Origin of the sequence: Streptomyces sp. NPDC096310, assembly GCF_044763125.1 — a bacterium.
GTDB lineage: Bacteria > Actinomycetota > Actinomycetes > Streptomycetales > Streptomycetaceae > Streptomyces.
The window spans coordinates 22,962-39,106 of the sequence record NZ_JBIWFO010000039.1 but is presented as its reverse complement, the minus strand read 5'-3'; the positions used below and the strand labels follow the sequence as shown (position 1 = coordinate 39,106).

15 protein-coding genes and 1 riboswitch are annotated in these 16,145 nt (G+C 72.0%); of the genes, 3 read left to right on the top strand and 12 right to left on the bottom strand.

The window, feature by feature from the left end; all coding sequences use genetic code 11:
* Positions 1 to 238: 238 nt before the first annotated feature.
* The gene (locus ACIQ7D_RS35775) at positions 239 to 916 is read right to left on the bottom strand and encodes a TetR/AcrR family transcriptional regulator (protein ID WP_403945141.1); all 678 of its coding nucleotides are present in this window, start codon (positions 914 to 916) and stop codon (positions 239 to 241) included.
* Between the two features lie 248 nt (positions 917 to 1,164).
* On the opposite strand from ACIQ7D_RS35775, the gene ACIQ7D_RS35770 reads away from it, so the two are divergent.
* Positions 1,165 to 2,157: an alpha/beta fold hydrolase gene (locus ACIQ7D_RS35770; RefSeq protein WP_403945139.1), complete on the top strand. Its 993-nt coding sequence runs from the start codon at positions 1,165 to 1,167 to the stop codon at positions 2,155 to 2,157.
* 19 nt (positions 2,158 to 2,176) lie between these two features.
* On the opposite strand, the gene ACIQ7D_RS35765 is transcribed toward ACIQ7D_RS35770, so the two are convergent.
* Positions 2,177 to 3,535 (bottom strand): peptidase C39 family protein, encoded by a 1,359-nt coding sequence (locus tag ACIQ7D_RS35765; protein ID WP_403945137.1) that lies wholly within the window; start codon positions 3,533 to 3,535, stop codon positions 2,177 to 2,179.
* Positions 3,536 to 3,824: 289 nt separating this feature from the next.
* Here ACIQ7D_RS35765 and ACIQ7D_RS35760 point away from each other — a divergent pair, with 289 nt between their 5' ends.
* Both ACIQ7D_RS35760 and ACIQ7D_RS35755 read left to right on the top strand, forming a co-directional pair.
* Entirely contained in the window at positions 3,825 to 4,454 is a 630-nt protein-coding gene (locus ACIQ7D_RS35760; RefSeq protein ID WP_403945135.1) for a hypothetical protein, read from the top strand.
* Positions 4,455 to 4,815: 361 nt separating this feature from the next.
* A complete protein-coding gene (locus ACIQ7D_RS35755) occupies positions 4,816 to 6,744 on the top strand; it encodes an AAA family ATPase (RefSeq protein WP_403945134.1) in 1,929 nt (642 codons plus the stop codon).
* Positions 6,745 to 6,781: 37 nt separating this feature from the next.
* Here ACIQ7D_RS35755 and ACIQ7D_RS35750 read toward each other — a convergent pair whose 3' ends face one another.
* The 10 genes from ACIQ7D_RS35750 to ribD form a co-directional block, all read right to left on the bottom strand.
* A complete protein-coding gene (locus ACIQ7D_RS35750) occupies positions 6,782 to 7,885 on the bottom strand; it encodes a hemolysin family protein (protein ID WP_403945132.1) in 1,104 nt (367 codons plus the stop codon).
* Positions 7,882 to 9,390, bottom strand: coding sequence for a hemolysin family protein (locus tag ACIQ7D_RS35745; RefSeq protein WP_403945129.1), 1,509 nt, complete (start codon positions 9,388 to 9,390; stop codon positions 7,882 to 7,884). Before ACIQ7D_RS35745 ends, ACIQ7D_RS35750 begins: the two co-directional genes overlap by 4 nt.
* Before the next feature lie 246 nt (positions 9,391 to 9,636).
* Positions 9,637 to 10,095, bottom strand: coding sequence for a PH domain-containing protein (locus ACIQ7D_RS35740; RefSeq protein ID WP_403945127.1), 459 nt, complete (start codon positions 10,093 to 10,095; stop codon positions 9,637 to 9,639).
* 54 nt (positions 10,096 to 10,149) lie between these two features.
* Positions 10,150 to 10,998 carry an ATP phosphoribosyltransferase gene (gene hisG, locus ACIQ7D_RS35735; RefSeq protein ID WP_403945125.1) on the bottom strand — a complete coding sequence of 283 codons (849 nt, stop codon included), beginning with the start codon at positions 10,996 to 10,998 and terminating at the stop codon, positions 10,150 to 10,152.
* 77 nt (positions 10,999 to 11,075) lie between these two features.
* Positions 11,076 to 11,348: a phosphoribosyl-ATP diphosphatase gene (locus ACIQ7D_RS35730; RefSeq protein ID WP_403945124.1), complete on the bottom strand. Its 273-nt coding sequence runs from the start codon at positions 11,346 to 11,348 to the stop codon at positions 11,076 to 11,078.
* Positions 11,349 to 11,356: 8 nt separating this feature from the next.
* Positions 11,357 to 11,869: a 6,7-dimethyl-8-ribityllumazine synthase gene (gene ribH, locus ACIQ7D_RS35725; RefSeq protein WP_403945122.1), complete on the bottom strand. Its 513-nt coding sequence runs from the start codon at positions 11,867 to 11,869 to the stop codon at positions 11,357 to 11,359.
* 57 nt (positions 11,870 to 11,926) lie between these two features.
* Positions 11,927 to 13,267 carry a bifunctional 3,4-dihydroxy-2-butanone-4-phosphate synthase/GTP cyclohydrolase II gene (locus ACIQ7D_RS35720; RefSeq protein WP_403945121.1) on the bottom strand — a complete coding sequence of 447 codons (1,341 nt, stop codon included), beginning with the start codon at positions 13,265 to 13,267 and terminating at the stop codon, positions 11,927 to 11,929.
* The gene (locus ACIQ7D_RS35715) at positions 13,264 to 13,923 is read right to left on the bottom strand and encodes a nicotinamide riboside transporter PnuC (RefSeq protein WP_403945119.1); all 660 of its coding nucleotides are present in this window, start codon (positions 13,921 to 13,923) and stop codon (positions 13,264 to 13,266) included. The genes ACIQ7D_RS35720 and ACIQ7D_RS35715 overlap by 4 nt, the downstream gene beginning before the upstream one ends.
* Positions 13,920 to 14,540, bottom strand: coding sequence for a riboflavin synthase (locus ACIQ7D_RS35710; protein ID WP_403945116.1), 621 nt, complete (start codon positions 14,538 to 14,540; stop codon positions 13,920 to 13,922). The genes ACIQ7D_RS35715 and ACIQ7D_RS35710 overlap by 4 nt, the downstream gene beginning before the upstream one ends.
* Positions 14,541 to 15,704 carry a bifunctional diaminohydroxyphosphoribosylaminopyrimidine deaminase/5-amino-6-(5-phosphoribosylamino)uracil reductase RibD gene (gene ribD, locus ACIQ7D_RS35705; protein ID WP_403945144.1) on the bottom strand — a complete coding sequence of 388 codons (1,164 nt, stop codon included), beginning with the start codon at positions 15,702 to 15,704 and terminating at the stop codon, positions 14,541 to 14,543.
* A 183-nt stretch (positions 15,705 to 15,887) separates the two neighbouring features.
* Positions 15,888 to 16,018: riboswitch (FMN riboswitch) on the bottom strand.
* Positions 16,019 to 16,145 lie beyond the last annotated feature (127 nt).

Here is a 16,145-nt window from a genome sequence, read left to right as displayed (position 1 = left end):
GAAAACCGATCACTCTCAACTGCCTTCAACTGTCCCGGCCTTGGCACACCAACTCAACGAGCCAGTACCAGCAAAGTCACCGGTATTGCGTCTAGAGCCCGTATGACCGAAGACCCCCGGGAACGCGCCGGGGGCGGGGCGCCCGATCGGCCCCCGCCCCCGGCGTCCGCGTTCCCTGGCACGCCCGTCCCCGTACGCCACCCGCCCGCTGCGGAACGTCCGGCTACGGAACGTCCGGCTACGGAACGTCCTGCCCCGGGCCGTGGCCGGTGAACGGGACCCAGTCGAGGTCCTGGGGCGGCGCCGGGCACTCCGGTGCGAACTCCTCGATCGTGTTGAGCGTGTGGCGCAGCATCCTGACGAGCAGATCGCGCGGGATCTCCCGCCGCAGCTCGTCCCGGTGCTCCAGCCATTCGAGCGTCAGCCACTCGACGCTGCTGAGCCAGCCGAGCAGGGCGAGCCGCGCGATCGGCGGGATGTCCTGGTGGCCGTAGGCGCCCTGGGCGACGGTGGCGACCAGGCCGGTCCTGACGGCGTCGCGGATCGCCTGGACCTGGGTGTCGAAGCCGACGCCGCCGGTGATGATGGTGCGGTACGCCGATTCGTTGTACTGGGCGAAGCGCAGATAGGCCTCGACGGTGCGCTGCACCCGCTGGGTGCGTGGCAGTTCCGCGCCGTCGGCGGCGAGGGAGACGAGTTCGGCGACCGAGTCCTCGACAATGGCGAGATAGTAGCCGCGCTTGTTCTTGAAGTAGTAGTAGATCAGCCCTTTGGCGACGCCCGCGTGTTGCGCGATGTCGTCCATCGACAGCGCGTCGTACGAGGTGTCGGCAAACAACTTCCGGCCGGTTGCGATGAGTTCGGAGCGCCGTACCTGTGATCGCAGGGACGGTCCACGCTGTTGACTACGATTCAAATTCGCGTCCTGGTCTCCGGCTGCCACGGTGTTCCCGCAGGAATTCCCGCAGTATCGCAGAGATGACGCGGAGCCTCGCCGTGTGGTCGCAGAAGACCCCTGGGGTGAGCGAGGACGGCGAGCGGGGCGGCCGGGGCCCCCGCTCCGTACCACGCGGCCGCTTTGCCGATTCCGCAACAAACGTTGCGAGAGGTGTCGGCCCGCCCGAATGATCGTGGGACCAGCACACCACCGATCGAGGAGCAGCGATGCCAGAGATGTCGACCGCACACCCTGATGTGAAGCACCGGCTGCTGGATGTCCCCGGGGGCCGGATCCATGTGGCCGAACAGGGCACCGGGCCGCTGGTCCTGCTCGTCCATGGGTTCCCCGAGTCCTGGTACTCCTGGCGCCACCAGCTTCCGGCGCTGGCCGCCGCCGGGTACCGTGCGGTCGCCGTCGACCTGCGCGGCTACGGGCGCTCGTCGAAGCCGGCCGACGTGGCCGCGTACCGGATGCTCGCCCATGTCTCCGACAACGTCGGTGTGGTGCGTGCGCTCGGCGAGGAGAGCGCGGTGGTCGTGGGCCATGACTGGGGCTCCCCCATCGCCGCCAACACCGCGCTGCTCAGGCCGGATGTCTTCACCGCCGTGGGGCTGATGAGCGTCCCGTACTCGCCCAGGAACGGGTTCCGGCCGAGCGACGCCTTCGGGATGATCGGCGGGGACGAGGAGTTCTACGTCAGCTACTTCCAGCGGCCGGGCCGCGCGGAGGCGGAGATCGAGCCGGACGTACGGGGCTGGCTGGCCGGGTTCTACGCCGGGCTGTCGGCCGACACGATGGACGCGGAGGGCAAGGACCGCCTCTTCTTCGTGCCCCCGGGCGGGAAGCTCTCCGACCGCTTCCCGGGCGGGCGGCTGCCCTCCTGGCTGACGGAGGCCGATCTCGACGTCTACGCGGGCGAGTTCGAGCGGACCGGGCTGACCGGCGCGCTGAACCGCTACCGCAATGTCGACCGGGACTGGGAGGACCTCGCCGCGTGGGACGGGGCGCCGATCCGTCAGCCGTCGCTCTTCATCGGCGGAACGCTCGACGCCTCCACCACCTGGATGGCGGACGCCATCGCGGCCTACCCCGCCACGCTGCCGGGGCTGGTCTCCTCGCATCTCCTCGAAGGCTGCGGCCACTGGGTGCAGCAGGAGCGGGCGGACGAGGTCAACCGGCTCCTCGTGGAGTGGCTGCGCTCGCTGCCCGCGTCCTGACCCCGTCCGGGGTGCCCCGTCAGAGCAGGCCGACCGCCCGCAGCGCCCGGCACTGCGCGGCGGACGGCTTCGCGGGCCAGTAGACGTAACAGACCCCGCCCGTGCCGGAGGCGACCTTGCCGGACGCGTTGTACCGCTTGGTGCGGAGCCAGATCGTCTCCCACTCGGCGCGGCGGTAGACGCGGCGTACGGCCGGGTTGCTCGGCGAGGCGGGGTCGTTGGCGATCACGTCGCCCTCGGGGGTGAAGCCGATGACCGTCATGAGGTGGCCGGAGGTGCCGTACCCCGCCCCCGTCAGCTCCTCCTTGAGGAAGGACTGCGAGGTGATGACGGGGATGCCCGCGCCCACCAGCGTCTCCACGTCGGCGAGCGAGCCGAGCCGGGTGACGGCGGAGCTCAGGTCCCGGTAGGTGGCGGCGTACGCGGCGTTGAACGGCCAGTTGCCGCAGCCCTCGTACTGGTAGTCGTAGGTGAACCGGGCCGCGTGGCAGACCTGCGGGTCGTCGAAGGCCGGGTCCACCCAGGCCAGTTCCCCGGCGGTGGGGACACGCCCCCAGTACTCGATGATCATCTGCGAGGAGGTGGGACTGCACCACGCCTCGCCCCCGTTGTCGTACTCCGGGTACTGCCCGATGTGCGTGTTCTGCGAGTAGCGCGGCACGGTCAGCTCCCGCGCGAGCCCCGGCGTGGAGGCGGGGACGGTGAACCGGTCCGGGATGTCGGAGGCCATCGCGCCGATCCGGTGAACCACCGGGGTGAGACCGCTGCCGGGGGCGCGGTGGAGGGTGAGGCGCAGCCGGTACGAGACGAGGCGCGTCCCGGTCGACGCGTCGTCCACCGCGAAGGTGTCCGTCCAGATGGTGCTGCGGCCGTCGCTCTGGCCGTCCAGCGAGGTGCGCCGGATGTCTCCGTCCCCGTCGCCCGAGGTCCAGCGGCCCATCACGTACCACGGGGTGTCGGTTCCGTCGGCGTACTGTCCGCGCAGTTCGACCTGGAGCCAGGTGCCCGCCGGGGTCGAGGCGTTCCAGGAGGCGATCACCTCGGTGGCGGGGACCTTCGAACGGTACGTGGGCGAGGTCCAGGTGGCGTACTCCCAGGCGGAGGTCGTGCCGGTGTGCGGGTCGGTGTAGGTGGTGGAGCCCGCCGGGGCGTCGATGACCAGTGAGGGCCGGGCGCCGGAGACGGCGCGCACCCCGTGGGCGGTGCCGGCCCGCCAGTCGGCGTACGAGGTCCAGAACGCGTTGTCCACGAGCGGCTGCGCCGGGGCGCCGGGGGCGGCCGCCGCCGCACCGGCCGGGAGTGCGGCACCCGCCCCACCGGCGGCGGTGACCGCGAACGCGGCGGCGAGAACGGTTCTGCGCGAGGGGGGACGGGTCATGGGAACCTCCGGTCGACGGGCGGAAGAGACGGAGAGGCGGAGAGGCGGAGAGTGCGGAATGGCGGCGAGGCAGCTTGCCGGGAGGCGGAACGGGGTGCGCGAGAAGGCGGCGAAGGGGACGGAGATGGCGGGAGCATGACGGGTCGACAGTGGTCCACTATCGCGGCTCCCGGCGGGCCTCTGCCAGCGATTCGCCCCGCGTCGGCCGAGCAATATTGGTCTCCACCGGTGGCAGGGCCTGCGGCGGCCGCCCGCCCGGCCGGGCCGCGCGGCTCGTAGGCTGGGCCGTATGGACGACCTCACCGCCGTGGCCGCGCGGCTGCGCGCCCTGCCGCCCTCCTGCGGTCCGGTGCGGCTGATCGCGGTGGACGGCCACGCCGGCTCCGGCAAGACCACCTTCGCGGCGCGGCTCGCGGCGGCGCTCGGCGGCGCGCCCGTACTACGGCTGGACGACATGGCGAGCCACGAAGAGCTGTTCGAGTGGGTGCCCCGGCTGACGGCCCAGGTCATCGAGCCGTTCTCGCGCGGTACGGCGGCGTCGTACACGCCGTACGACTGGACGCTGCGCCGCTTCACCGCGCCGCGAGCACTGCCCGCCGCCCCCGTGGTCCTCCTGGAGGGGGTCGGGGCCGGCCGGCGGGCGCTGCGGCCGTATCTCGCCGGGCTGTTCTGGATGGAGCGGGGCGCCGAGGAGTCCTGGGAGCGCGGGCGCCGCCGGGACGGACCGGCCCAGTCCGCCTTCTGGGACGGCTGGACAACGGCGGAGACACGCCATTTCGCGAGGGACCCGTCTCGTCCCTTTTCCGATGCTCTGGTACGAGAGGGGCAGCAGGGGTACGCGATAAGCCCGATGCCCCACGCGATCGCGAGGCAGGACCAAACCATCACCCACCGTAACCGGTTGTCGCCACCATACTGAGCAGTCGGAAATCGACGCGCGCAGAGTGCCCAACTCGGCTTGACCAGCGGGCAGGGCAGGTCTTACGTTCTTAATGTGCGGCTTTTCGGAGCCGCCGCAGACGCGAAGCCCCCGGTTGTTCCCCCGTGATCGGGGGCTTCGTTCTGCCCTCTTCGCCACTTCTCCGGCCTCGTACGGCCTCGCCCGCTCACCCTGGGTCACCGGGTGAAGCGATGGACGGCACCCTTAGTCGCACACACTCTGCGCAGGTACGATGCCTCTGAGTGCGGTCAATTCCCGTCCGCGTCATGGTGGTTCAGTACGCTGCCGACGGGCGCCCGCCCGGCGGGACATCACGGGGGCACGGTTTGTGGGGGACCTGATGGATATCGGCACGCAGGGCACGGGAGCCCCGGCCGACCTCGCCTGGGTGCGCGGGGTGGACGCCTACACCATGGGGGCGTATCCCCAGGCGGAGGAGGAGTTCAGGACTGCCGTCCGGCTCGATCCCGGGATGGCCGACGGCTGGCTCGGGCTGCACGCGCTGCGCGTCGAGACCACCACCGCCCTGATCCACATGTACCGCCATCGCGAGCGCTTCGGCGAGCAGCGCACCCGCCACCGCCGCACCCTGAACTCCTGGTACTGGCTGGGCTGGTGGGTCCAGCCCGTACTGGAGAGCGGACGGGACCTGCGGCTGGCGCACGCCTCGCACTGGCTGGACGGCCGCCATGTGCCCGAGCTGGACCGGGCGTTGGCGGAGCTGCCGCCGGTGGACACCGATCCGCAGGTGCGCTTCCTGCACGCCTGCCGCGCCTATCTGGTCAAGGACTGGGACCAGTTGTGCCGCCACACCGAGCAGCTCGTCCACGATCCGCTGCTCGGCATCGAGGCGGGGCTCTTCGGCGGGATGGCCCGGGTCAGGCTGGAGATGTTCGGCCAGGCCGAGCCGCTGCTCGCCACCGCGCTGATGCGCTGCCGCAGTGAGCAGCCGCAGCGCAAGGAGCTGCGGTACTGGCTGGCCCGCGCCCACGAGGGCACCGGGCGCAGCGCCGCCGCCCTGCCGCTCTACCGGGCCGTGCACCGTCTGGACCCGGCGTTCATGGACACCGCCGCGCGGCTCGCCGCGATCACCGACGCGGACGGGTACGACAGCTACGACTCCCCCGACGACCCGGTGGGGCTGGCGACCGTGGCGCTGGCCGGGCTCGGTCAGGACGCGGCGGATCTGACGGAGGCCCAGCCGCAGGCCCAGGCCCAGAGCGATCCCGAGGGGCCGCTCGGCTCCGACATCCTGGTCGGCAGGGAGCCGCAGCCGCCGCTCGGCGGCGGTCCGCCCGCCGCGCCCGAGCCCCTCCGGGAGAAGCTGCCGCCGCCCGTACAGCCTCCGACGCCGCGCTTCCCCGAGGGGCCGACGGATCCGGCGCTGCTCGCCGAGGCGCTGGCGGAGCTGGAGCGGATGGTCGGGCTCGAACCGGTGAAGCGGCAGGTCAAGGCGGTCTCCGCGCAGCTCCGTATGGCGCGGCTGCGGGCCGGTCAGGGGCTTCCCGTCCAGCCGCCGAAACGTCACTTTGTCTTCTCCGGCCCCTCGGGCACCGGCAAGACCACCGTGGCGCGCATCCTGGGCCGGATCTTCTACGCGCTCGGGCTGCTCGGCGGGGACCATCTGGTCGAGGCGCAACGGGCCGATCTGGTCGGTGAGTTCCTGGGCCAGACCGCCGTCAAGGCGAACGAGCTGATCGACTCGGCGATCGGCGGGGTGCTCTTCGTCGACGAGGCGTACAGCCTCTCCAACTCCGGCTACAGCAAGGGCGACGCGTACGGCGACGAGGCCCTTCAGGTGCTGCTGAAGCGCGCCGAGGACAACCGGGACCATCTCGTGGTGATCCTGGCGGGCTATCCGGAGGGCATGGACCGGCTGCTCGCCACCAACCCCGGGCTCTCCTCGCGGTTCACCAGCCGGGTCGACTTCCCCAGCTACCGGCCGCTCGAACTGACCGCGATCGGCGGGGTGCTGGCCGCCGAGAACGGGGACGTGTGGGACGAGGAGTCCGTCGACGAGCTGCGCTCGATCAGTGGGCACGTGGTCGACCAGGGGTGGATCGACGAGCTGGGCAACGGCCGGTTCGTCCGGACGCTGTACGAGAAGAGCTGCGCCTACCGCGATCTGCGGCTCTCCGGCTACAGCGGTACCCCTACGCGCGATGACCTGGCCACGCTGCGGCTGCCCGATCTGATGCAGGCGTACGGCGAGGTGCTCTCGGGGCGCGGCCCGGCCGGCCGGGGCCCCCAGGACCCGGCGGGGACATGACCCCGCCGGGCCCCGGGACCGGCCCGGAGCCGATGGTTCAGCGGGCCAGGGCCTGGGCGGCCTGGTCCGTGCGCTGTTCGCCGACGAGGGTGGCCCGGGTGGCGGACAGCTCCCGGTGGGAGGGGTCCCGTACCTCCCCGACCAGCATTTCGAGGACGTCCTCCAGCGCCACCAGACCGAGCACCTTCCCGGACGCGTCCGCGACCTGGGCGAGATGGGTGGCCGCGCGGCGCATCACGGTGAGGGCGTCGTCCAGCGGGAGTTCCGCGCGGAGGGTCGCCATCGGCCGCCAGACGTGCTGGGGTACCGCCCGGTCCGCCGTCTCCAGATCGAGGACGTCCTTGACGTGGAGATACCCCATGAAGGCGCCACCGCCCTCCGCGCACACCGGGAAGCGGGAGTAGCCGGTGCGTACCGTCAGCTCCTCGATCTCGCGCGGGGTGACGGCCGGGTTCACGGTGACCAGTGAGGCGCGGGTGAGGAGTACGTCGGTGACCGGGCGGCTGCCCAGCTCCAGCGCGTCCTCCAGACGCTCCTGCGCCTCGGGCTCCAGCAGTCCGGCCTGTCCCGAGTCCTCGACGAGCCGGTTGAGCTGCTCGCTGGTGAAGACCGCCTCCACCTCGTCCTTGGGCTCGACGCGGAAGGCCCGCAGGACGAGCCGGGCGCAGGCGCCGAGCGCGGCGGTGACCGGTCGGCAGAGCCGGGCGAAGCCGACCAGGCCGGGGCTGAGCCAGAGCGCGGTCTTCTCCGGGGCGGCCATGGCGAGGTTCTTGGGGACCATCTCGCCGATGACCAGGTGCAGGAAGACGACCAGCGCCAGGGCGATGACATAGCCCAGCGGGTGGATCAGGCCCTCCGGCACCCGGACCGTGTGGAAGACGGGCTCCAGGAGGTGCGCCACGGTCGGCTCGGCCACCGCGCCGAGGGTCAGGGAGCAGACGGTGATGCCGAACTGCGCGGCGGCCATCATCTGCGGCAGGTTCTCCAGCCCGTACAGCGCCTGTCTGGCCCGGGCCGAGCCGCGCGCGGCGTGCGGTTCGATCTGGCTGCGGCGTACGGAGACGAGGGCGAACTCGGCCCCGACGAAGTAGCCGTTGGCGAGGACCAGGAGGACGGCGAAGGCGAGTTGCAGCACGCTCATCGGACGCCCTCCGCCAGCGCGGGAGCGGACGCGGGCGCGGACGTCGGCGCCGGCGCCGGCGCCGCTCCGGAGGCGTCCACGGGGACCGGTACGGGGACGGGAACGGCCACGCCGGGTGTTCCGCCGGGCGGCGGCGCCCCGGCCCGTGGCGTCCTGGCGGCCCCCGCGGCGGGGCCGGACTCGGCCGGGCCGTCGTCCGTCAGCCGTATCAGCCGGACCCGTTCCGCCCGGTAGCGGTCCACCTGGCGTACGGAGAGCCGCCAGCCGGGCAGCTCCGCGCGGTCGCCGGGGGCGGGGATGCGGCCGAGCAGATCGGCGACAAGACCGGCCAGCGTCTCGTAGGGCCCCTCGGGGGCGTCGAGTCCGATGCGCCGCAGGGTGAGGACCCGGGCGCTGCCGTCGGCCTCCCAGGCGGGCCGGCCGTCGACCGGGTCGACGGGGGCCAGTTCCGGCCGTCCGTCGCCCTCGGCGTCGTGCTCGTCGCGCACCTCGCCGACCAGCTCCTCGACGATGTCCTCCAGGGTGACGACCCCGGCCGTACCGCCGTACTCGTCGACCACGGCGGCTATCGGCTGCTCGTTGCGCAGCCGCTCCAGGAGCTGCTGCACGGGCAGGGTCTCCGGGACGAGCAGCGCCGGGAGGGCGATCCGGCCGACCGGGGTGCGCAGCCGTTCCGCCACGGGGACGGCGAGCGCGTCCTTGAGGTGCACCATGCCGATGATCTCGTCGATGCGCTCGCGGTAGACGGGGAAGCGGGAGAGCCCGGTGGCCCGCGTCAGGTTGACGACGTCCGCAGCCGTCGCGTCCGCCTGGAGGGCGCTGACCTTCACGCGGGGCGTCATCACATGCTGTGCGGTGAGCCGGCCGAGTGAGAGGGTCCGTACGAACAGGTCGGCCGTGTCCTGTTCGAGGGTGCCGGCCCGGGCGGAGTGACGGGCCAGTGAGACGAGTTCGCCGGGGGTGCGGGCCGAGGCCAGCTCGTCGGTCGGCTCCACGCCGAGTATCCGTACCAGCCGGTTGGCGACGGTGTTGAGCAGGGAGATCACCGGCCGGAACACGGTGGAGAAGAGGTGCTGCGGACCCGCCACGAAGCCCGCGACCTGGAGCGGCCGGGAGACCGCCCAGTTCTTGGGGACGAGTTCGCCGATCACCATCTGGACGGCGGAGGCCAGCAGCATGCCGATGACCACCGCGACACCGGAGACGGCCCCGGCGGGCAGTCCGGTCGCGGAGAGCGGTCCGCCGAGCAGTTCGGCGAGCGCCGGTTCGGCGAGCATGCCGACGACGAGCGAGGTGATGGTGATGCCGAGCTGGGTGCCGGAGAGCTGGAAGGAGAGTTCCCGCAGGGCTCTGACGACGGTACGGGCGCGGCGGTCGCCCGCCGCGGCGGCACGCTCGGCGTCGGGGCGGTCCACCGTGATGAGGCCGAACTCGGCCGCCACGAAGAAGCCGTTGGCGAGGATGAGAAGGAACGCTGCGGCGAGCAGCAGAAGGGGGATGGTCATGCCGCCGCCTCGTCGAAGGGGGCGGCGCAGGTACTACCGGACGATCCGTCCATTGCTGGAGGGAGTCACTCCTCGGGTCGCAGGATGCCCCGCGGGCCGGCACGGCCGTCTGATGCGGGGCGGGGCGCACTCGGCGCCTCCGCCACCAGAGTAATCAAGACAGGGGCGGGGCGGACAGGACCTGGTGGCCCGTCGCCGTACCGAAGCCCCGTACGTGGCAACTCCGGCACCTCGTACGCAGGGGCGTCAGCGCATGTCGTCGTCGCGTACGGAACGGGATTCGGTGAGGTCGCGCAGCGCGCGGGCGTCGCGGATGGCGCGCTCCTTGGCCACACCGGGCTGGATACCGAGGACGGGCAGGCTGCTGCCGTCGCTGAGGTCGAGGAAGACCCAGGGGTCGCCGGGCCGCAGGTTGACCCGCAGGATCTCGGCCCATTCCAGCCGGCGGGTGCGGGTGAGATTGACGACCGTCACGCCCGTGTCGTCGGCGACGACCTTGGGGCGGCTGAGCAGCGCCAGTACGCCGAAGAAGAGCAGCGCGGTGACGATGAAGCTCAGCCGCTCCCCCGCACTGAGCTGTTCCAGCATCAGCCCGATGGCCGAGATGACGAGGAACATGACCGTGCCGACGGAGAGCAGCACCGTACGGGTGACGGTCGGCCGGAATGTGACCGGCAGGGCGGGTACGGGGGCGGGCACCGGCATGGGTTCTGGGTCTTCCCGGGGTGGGGTGGCGGTCGAAAAGGGGCGGAGGGACGGTCAGAGACGGCAGGCGTGGATGGCCGTGGTGAGGATGGCGCGGGCGCCCAGCGCGTAGAGGTCGTCCATGATCCGCTGCGCCTCCTTCGAGGGGACCATCGCGCGGACGGCGACCCATCCCTCGTTGTGCAGCGGGGAGACGGTCGGGGATTCGAGGCCCGGGGTGAGGGCGACGGCGCGCTCCAGGTGCTCGGCGCGGCAGTCGTAGTCCATCATCACGTACGTACGGGCGACCAGGACGCCCTGGAGGCGGCGCAGGAACTGCTGGACCTTGGGTTCCTCGCTGTCGGCGCCGGTGCGGCGGATGACGACCGCCTCCGAGGTCATGATCGGCTCGCCGATCACTTCGAGGCCCGCGTTCCGCAGCGAGGTGCCGGTCTCCACCACGTCCGCGATGATCTGGGCCACGCCCAGCTCGATGGCGGTCTCGACGGCCCCGTCCAGGTGGACGACGGAGGCGTCGACGCCGTGGTCCGCGAGGTGCCGGGCCACGATGCCCTCGTAGGAGGTGGCGACGGTCATGCCGCCGAACGCGCCGACCCCGGTGGCGGTGCCCGGCTTGGTGGCGTAGCGGAAGGTGGAGCGCGCGAAGCCGAGCGGCAGGATCTCCTCGGCGTCGGCCTCCGAGTCCAGCAGCAGGTCGCGGCCGGTGATGCCGATGTCGAGGCGGCCGGAGCTGACGTAGATCGCGATGTCGCGGGGGCGCAGGTAGAAGAACTCGACCTCGTTGTCCGGGTCGACCAGGACGAGTTCCTTGGACTCCTTGCGCTGCTGGTATCCGGCCTCATGGAGCATCGCCGACGCAGGTCCGGAGAGAGAACCCTTGTTGGGAACGGCGATGCGCAGCATGAGGTCGTCTTCCTTCGTGCGGAGGGTGAGCGGGGAGGAAAGGGGTGAAACGGTACGAAGTGGTGCTGAGGTGATGCTCAGAGATGGGCGTAAACGTCGTCGAGGGAGATTCCGCGCGCGACCATCATCACCTGGACGTGGTAGAGGAGCTGGGAGATCTCCTCGGCGGCGGCTTCCTTGCCCTCGTACTCGGCGGCCATCCACACCTCGGCCGCCTCTTCGACGACCTTCTTGCCGATGGCGTGGACACCCTTTTCCACCAGTTCGGCGGTGCGGGAGGTGGTGGGGTCGCCGTGGGCGGCCTTCTGCTGGAGCTCGCTGAACAGCTCCTCGAACGTCTTCTTGGACATGGTGGCGCTCACTTTACGCGGCTGCTCGCGGGCTCCTGGCGCCAGGGTTCGGCGATGGTACGGAGGGTGGTGGCCGTGGCGACGGCGGCGGTGACCGCCTCGTGTCCCTTGTCCTCGTGGGAGCCTTCGAGACCGGCCCGGTCGAGGGCCTGTTCCTCGGTGTCGCAGGTCAGTACGCCGAAGCCGATGGGGACCCCGGTGTCCACGGAGACCTGGGTGAGGCCCTGGGTGACGCCCTGGCACACATAGTCGAAGTGCGGGGTGCCGCCCCGGATGACGACGCCGAGCGCGACGACCGCGTCATAGCCGCGGCCCGCCAGCACCTTGGCGACGACGGGCAGCTCGAAGCTGCCGGGCACGCGCAGCAGCGTCGGCTCGTCGATACCGAGGTCGCGCAGGGCCCGCAGGGCGCCGTCCACGAGGCCGTCCATGATCTTCTCGTGCCACTGTGCCGCGATCACGGCGACGCGGAGGTCTCCGCAGTTCTTGACACTCAGTTCGGGTGCGCCTTTGCCGCTCACGTCTCTCCTCGCATGGGTCTTCAAGCCGTACGGTCGTACGGTTCCAGTCGTACGGTGCTACTGGTTGCCGCAGGTGGACACCGCGGCGGCGTCGAGCCACGGCAGGTCGTGGCCCATCCGGTCGCGCTTGGTGCGCAGATAGCGGAGGTTGTGCTCGCCGGCCTGGACGGGCATCGGCTCGCGCCCGGTGACCCGCAGGCCGTGCCGGACGAGCGCCGCGGTCTTGTCGGGGTTGTTGGTCATCAGCCGCAGGCTGCGTACCCCGAGGTCGCCGAGGATCCGCGCGCCCGCCGCGTAGTCGCGGGCGTCGGCGGGCAGCCCCAGCTCCAGATTGGCGTCCAGGGTGTCGCGGCCCCGCTCCTGGAGTTCGTACGCGCGGAGCTTGGAGAGCAGCCCGATGCCGCGGCCCTCGTGGCCGCGCAGATAGACGACGACTCCCCGGCCCTCCGCGGTGACGCGCTCCATGGACGCCTGGAGCTGGGGTCCGCAGTCGCACCGCTGGGAGCTGAAGATGTCTCCGGTCAGGCACTCGGAGTGGACGCGTACCAGCACGTCCTCGCCGTCGCCCAGCTCCCCGTGGACGAGGGCGACATGCTCGACGCCGTCGACGGTGGAGCGGTAGCCGTACGCGGTGAAGTCGCCGTGGGCGGTGGGCAGGCTGACCTCGGCCTCGCGGCGGACGGTGGGCTCCGCGGTGCGGCGGTACGCGATCAGGTCCTCGATGGAGATGATCGTCAGACCGTGCTTGCGAGCGAACGGGATCAGCTCGGGCAGCCGCAGCATCACCCCGTCCTCGCCCGCGATCTCCACGATCGCGCCGGCGGGACGCAGCCCGGCGAGCCGGGCGAGGTCGACGGCGGCCTCGGTGTGGCCGTTGCGTTCGAGCACCCCGCCGTCCCTGGCGCGCAGCGGGAAGACATGGCCCGGCCGGACGAAGTCGCCGGGCTCCGCCTTGCCCGAGGCGAGGAGCCGCAGGGTGGTGGAGCGGTCGGCGGCGGAGATCCCGGTGGTGACGCCGTGGGCACCCGCGGCGTCGACGGTGACGGTGAAGGCGGTCCGCATCGACTCGGTGTTCTCGCCGACCATCTGCGGGAGTTCGAGCCGGTCCAGCTCCGCGCCCTCCATGGGGGCGCAGATCATGCCGCGGCACTCGCTCATCATGAAGGCGATGATCTCGGGGGTGGCCTTCTCGGCGGCGACGACGAGATCGCCCTCGTTCTCGCGGTCCTCGTCGTCCACGACCACGACGGGCCGGCCGGCCGCGATGTCGCGTATGGCCTGGGCCACCGGGTCCAGGGAGAGGTCCTCGACATTGTCGCGGGAGTACCAGGTGGGGCGCGGGACGTCGGCGTGCGCCTCGGCGTCCGGGGTCGCGGCGGGGGACGGGCTGGCTGTCATGCTGCTGCTCCTTCCAGGGTCATGGCGCCGGCGCGGGAGCGCAGCCACCAGTCGCGCATGCCCCACAGGACGAGGGCGAGATAGATGACGTAGACGAAGCCGGAGAAGGCGAGCCCGCTGCTGAAGGCGAGGGGGACGCCGACGAGGTCGACGAGCAGCCAGGCGAACCAGAACTCGACGAGGCCGCGCGCCTGCGCGACCATCGCGGCGAGGGTGCCGATGAAGATGTACGCGTCGGGCCAGGGGTTCCAGGACAGTTCGGGCACGGCGGTGAAGAGCCCGCCGACGGCGAGGGTGCCCACGGCCGTACCGCCGAGGAGCAGCCCGCGTTCGCGCCAGGTGGCGAACCGTACGGCGATCGAGCCGATCGTGCCGTCGTGGTCTCGCCGCCTTCCACGCTGCCACTGCCGCCAGCCCCACACAGCGACGCCGATGACCAGGAGCTGCTTGCCGACGCCGCCGCTGAGGTGGGCGGAGGCGTACGCGCCGACCAGGATGACACCGGAGAGGAACTGGGCGGGCCAGGTCCAGATGGAGCGCCGCCAGCCGAGGGCGAGCGCGGCCAGACCGATGGTGTTGCCGATCATGTCGGACCACAGGATGTGCTGACCGAAGGCCGTGAACGCCTCACCGTTCAGCCAGGACAGGGTGTTCACCGCGCGGACTCCTCGGCCTGTGCGCGATGAGCGGGGCTCAGCAGGCGCTCGACGTACTTCGCGATGACGTCGACCTCCAGGTTGACCGGGTCGCCCGGTCCCTTGATGCCGAGGGTGGTCAGCGCGAGGGTGGTGGGGATGAGGCTGATGGTGAAGTGGTCGGCGCCCGCGTCGACGACCGTGAGGCTGACACCGTCCACGGTGATGGAGCCCTTCTCCACGACGTAGCGGGTCAGGGCGGCGGGCAGCGAGATCTTGACGATCTCCCAGTGCTCGGAGGGCGTGCGCTCGACGATGGTGCCAGTGCCGTCGACATGGCCCTGGACGATGTGTCCGCCGAGCCGCCCGCCGAGGGCCATGGGCCGCTCCAGGTTGACGCGGGAGCCGGCCCCGAGGGCGCCGAGGCTGGAGCGGTCGAGCGTCTCGGCCATCACATCGGCGGTGAACTCGCCGTCGCCGGACTCCACGACCGTCAGACAGACGCCGTTGACGGCGATGGAGTCGCCGTGCCGGGCGTTCTCGGTGACGACGGGGCCGCGCAGTCGGAAGCGGGAGGAGTCACCGAGGTTCTCCACGGCGGTGACCTCACCCAGTTCTTCGACGATTCCGGTGAACACTCAACGCTCCTTCGTGGCGGTCGCGGCGGGCTCGGCGGCCCGGGCGACGGGGGTTTCGGGGGTCGCGGTGGCTTCGGGGGTCGTGATGACTCCCGGGGTCGCGGCGGCCGGTTCTGGGGTCGCGGTGATCCGCAGGTCGGGGCCGATCCGTACGGTCTCCGTCATCCGCAGCCGCAACGCCCCGGCGATCGTGGTGATTCCGGCGTCGCCGAGCGCGGCGGGCCCGGCGCCGAGGAGGACCGGGGCGAGATAGCCGACGACCTTGTCGACCGCTCCGGCGGCGACGAAGGAGCCGGCCAGGGCCGGGCCGCCTTCGAGGAGTACGGAGCGGACGCCGCGCTCGTGCAGGGCGGCCAGCAGTGCGGGGACGGACAGCCCCCGGCCCCCGGCCGCGCGGGGCAGCCGTACCACGTCCGCGGCGGGGAGCCGGCGTGCGTCGGCGTCCTCGGCGACGGCGATCAGGGTGGGCGCGCCGTCGTCCAGGACGCGGGCGCCGGGCCGTACGGCGGTGGCCTCGGTGTCCATGACGACCCGCAGCGGCTGGACGGCGCCCTCGACACCGCGGACCGCGAGGTGCGGGTCGTCGGCGCGGGCGGTGCCGGAACCGACCACGACCGCGTCGGCCTCGGCGCGCAGCCGGTGGACGTCGGCGCGGGCCTCGGCGGAGGTGATCCAGCGGCTGGTGGCGTCGGCGGCGGCGATCCGGCCGTCGAGGGTGGCCGCGTACTTCCACAGGACGTACGGGCGGCCCCGGCGCACCGAGGTGAGCCAGGCGGTGTTGCCCGCCTCGGCCTCGGCGGCGAGCAGCCCCGGCTCGGCGGTGATCCCGGCGGCGCGGAGGGTGGCCGCGCCCCCGGCAGCCCGCGGGTTCGGGTCGGGGACCGCGTAGTGGACGCGGGCGATCCCGGCGTCGATCAGCGCCTGGGCACAGGGGCCGGTGCGGCCGGTGTGGGAGCAGGGTTCGAGGGTGACGTACGCGGTGCCGCCCCGGGCCCGGGATCCCGCCGCGCGCAGGGCGTGGACCTCGGCGTGCGGGCCGCCCGCGCGCTGGTGGTGCCCCTCGCCGGCGAGGTGTCCCGAGGCGTCCAGGATCACGCATCCGACAACCGGATTGGGGCTGGTGGAGCCGAGTCCGCGGGCGGCGAGCGCGACGGCCCGCCGCATGGCGTCCGCGTCGGTGACGCGTTCGGCGTGGGTGGCCACCCGGGTCCTCCTGCCTCTTCGGGCACGGACTCCGGGGCCTGTCGATGACGACAGAGAAACGGGACCACACAGCGGAACGCCGAGGCCGGGAACCCGGCTCGTCCGAGGACGAGCCGTCCGGTACGGCGTACCTGTAAGGGCCCGCCGCGCACTGCCTCCCATCCGGACTTTCACCGTCGGTCCAGGAATCTCACCTGGTCAACCGGCCACTGGATGCGGCCGGGTCGCGGACTGTAACCGCCGGTTCGGAATTGCACCGACCCCGGAGTGCGCTGCTGCTGGTACGCGACCCAGTGTGCCACGGCTGATCGTCGGCGTTCCGGGCGAGCGCTGTGGGCTGACTCACAGAACGGGCGGGAATGCGGCCGAGGGGTTGCGCTCCGCCCCTCTCACCTGCACCTC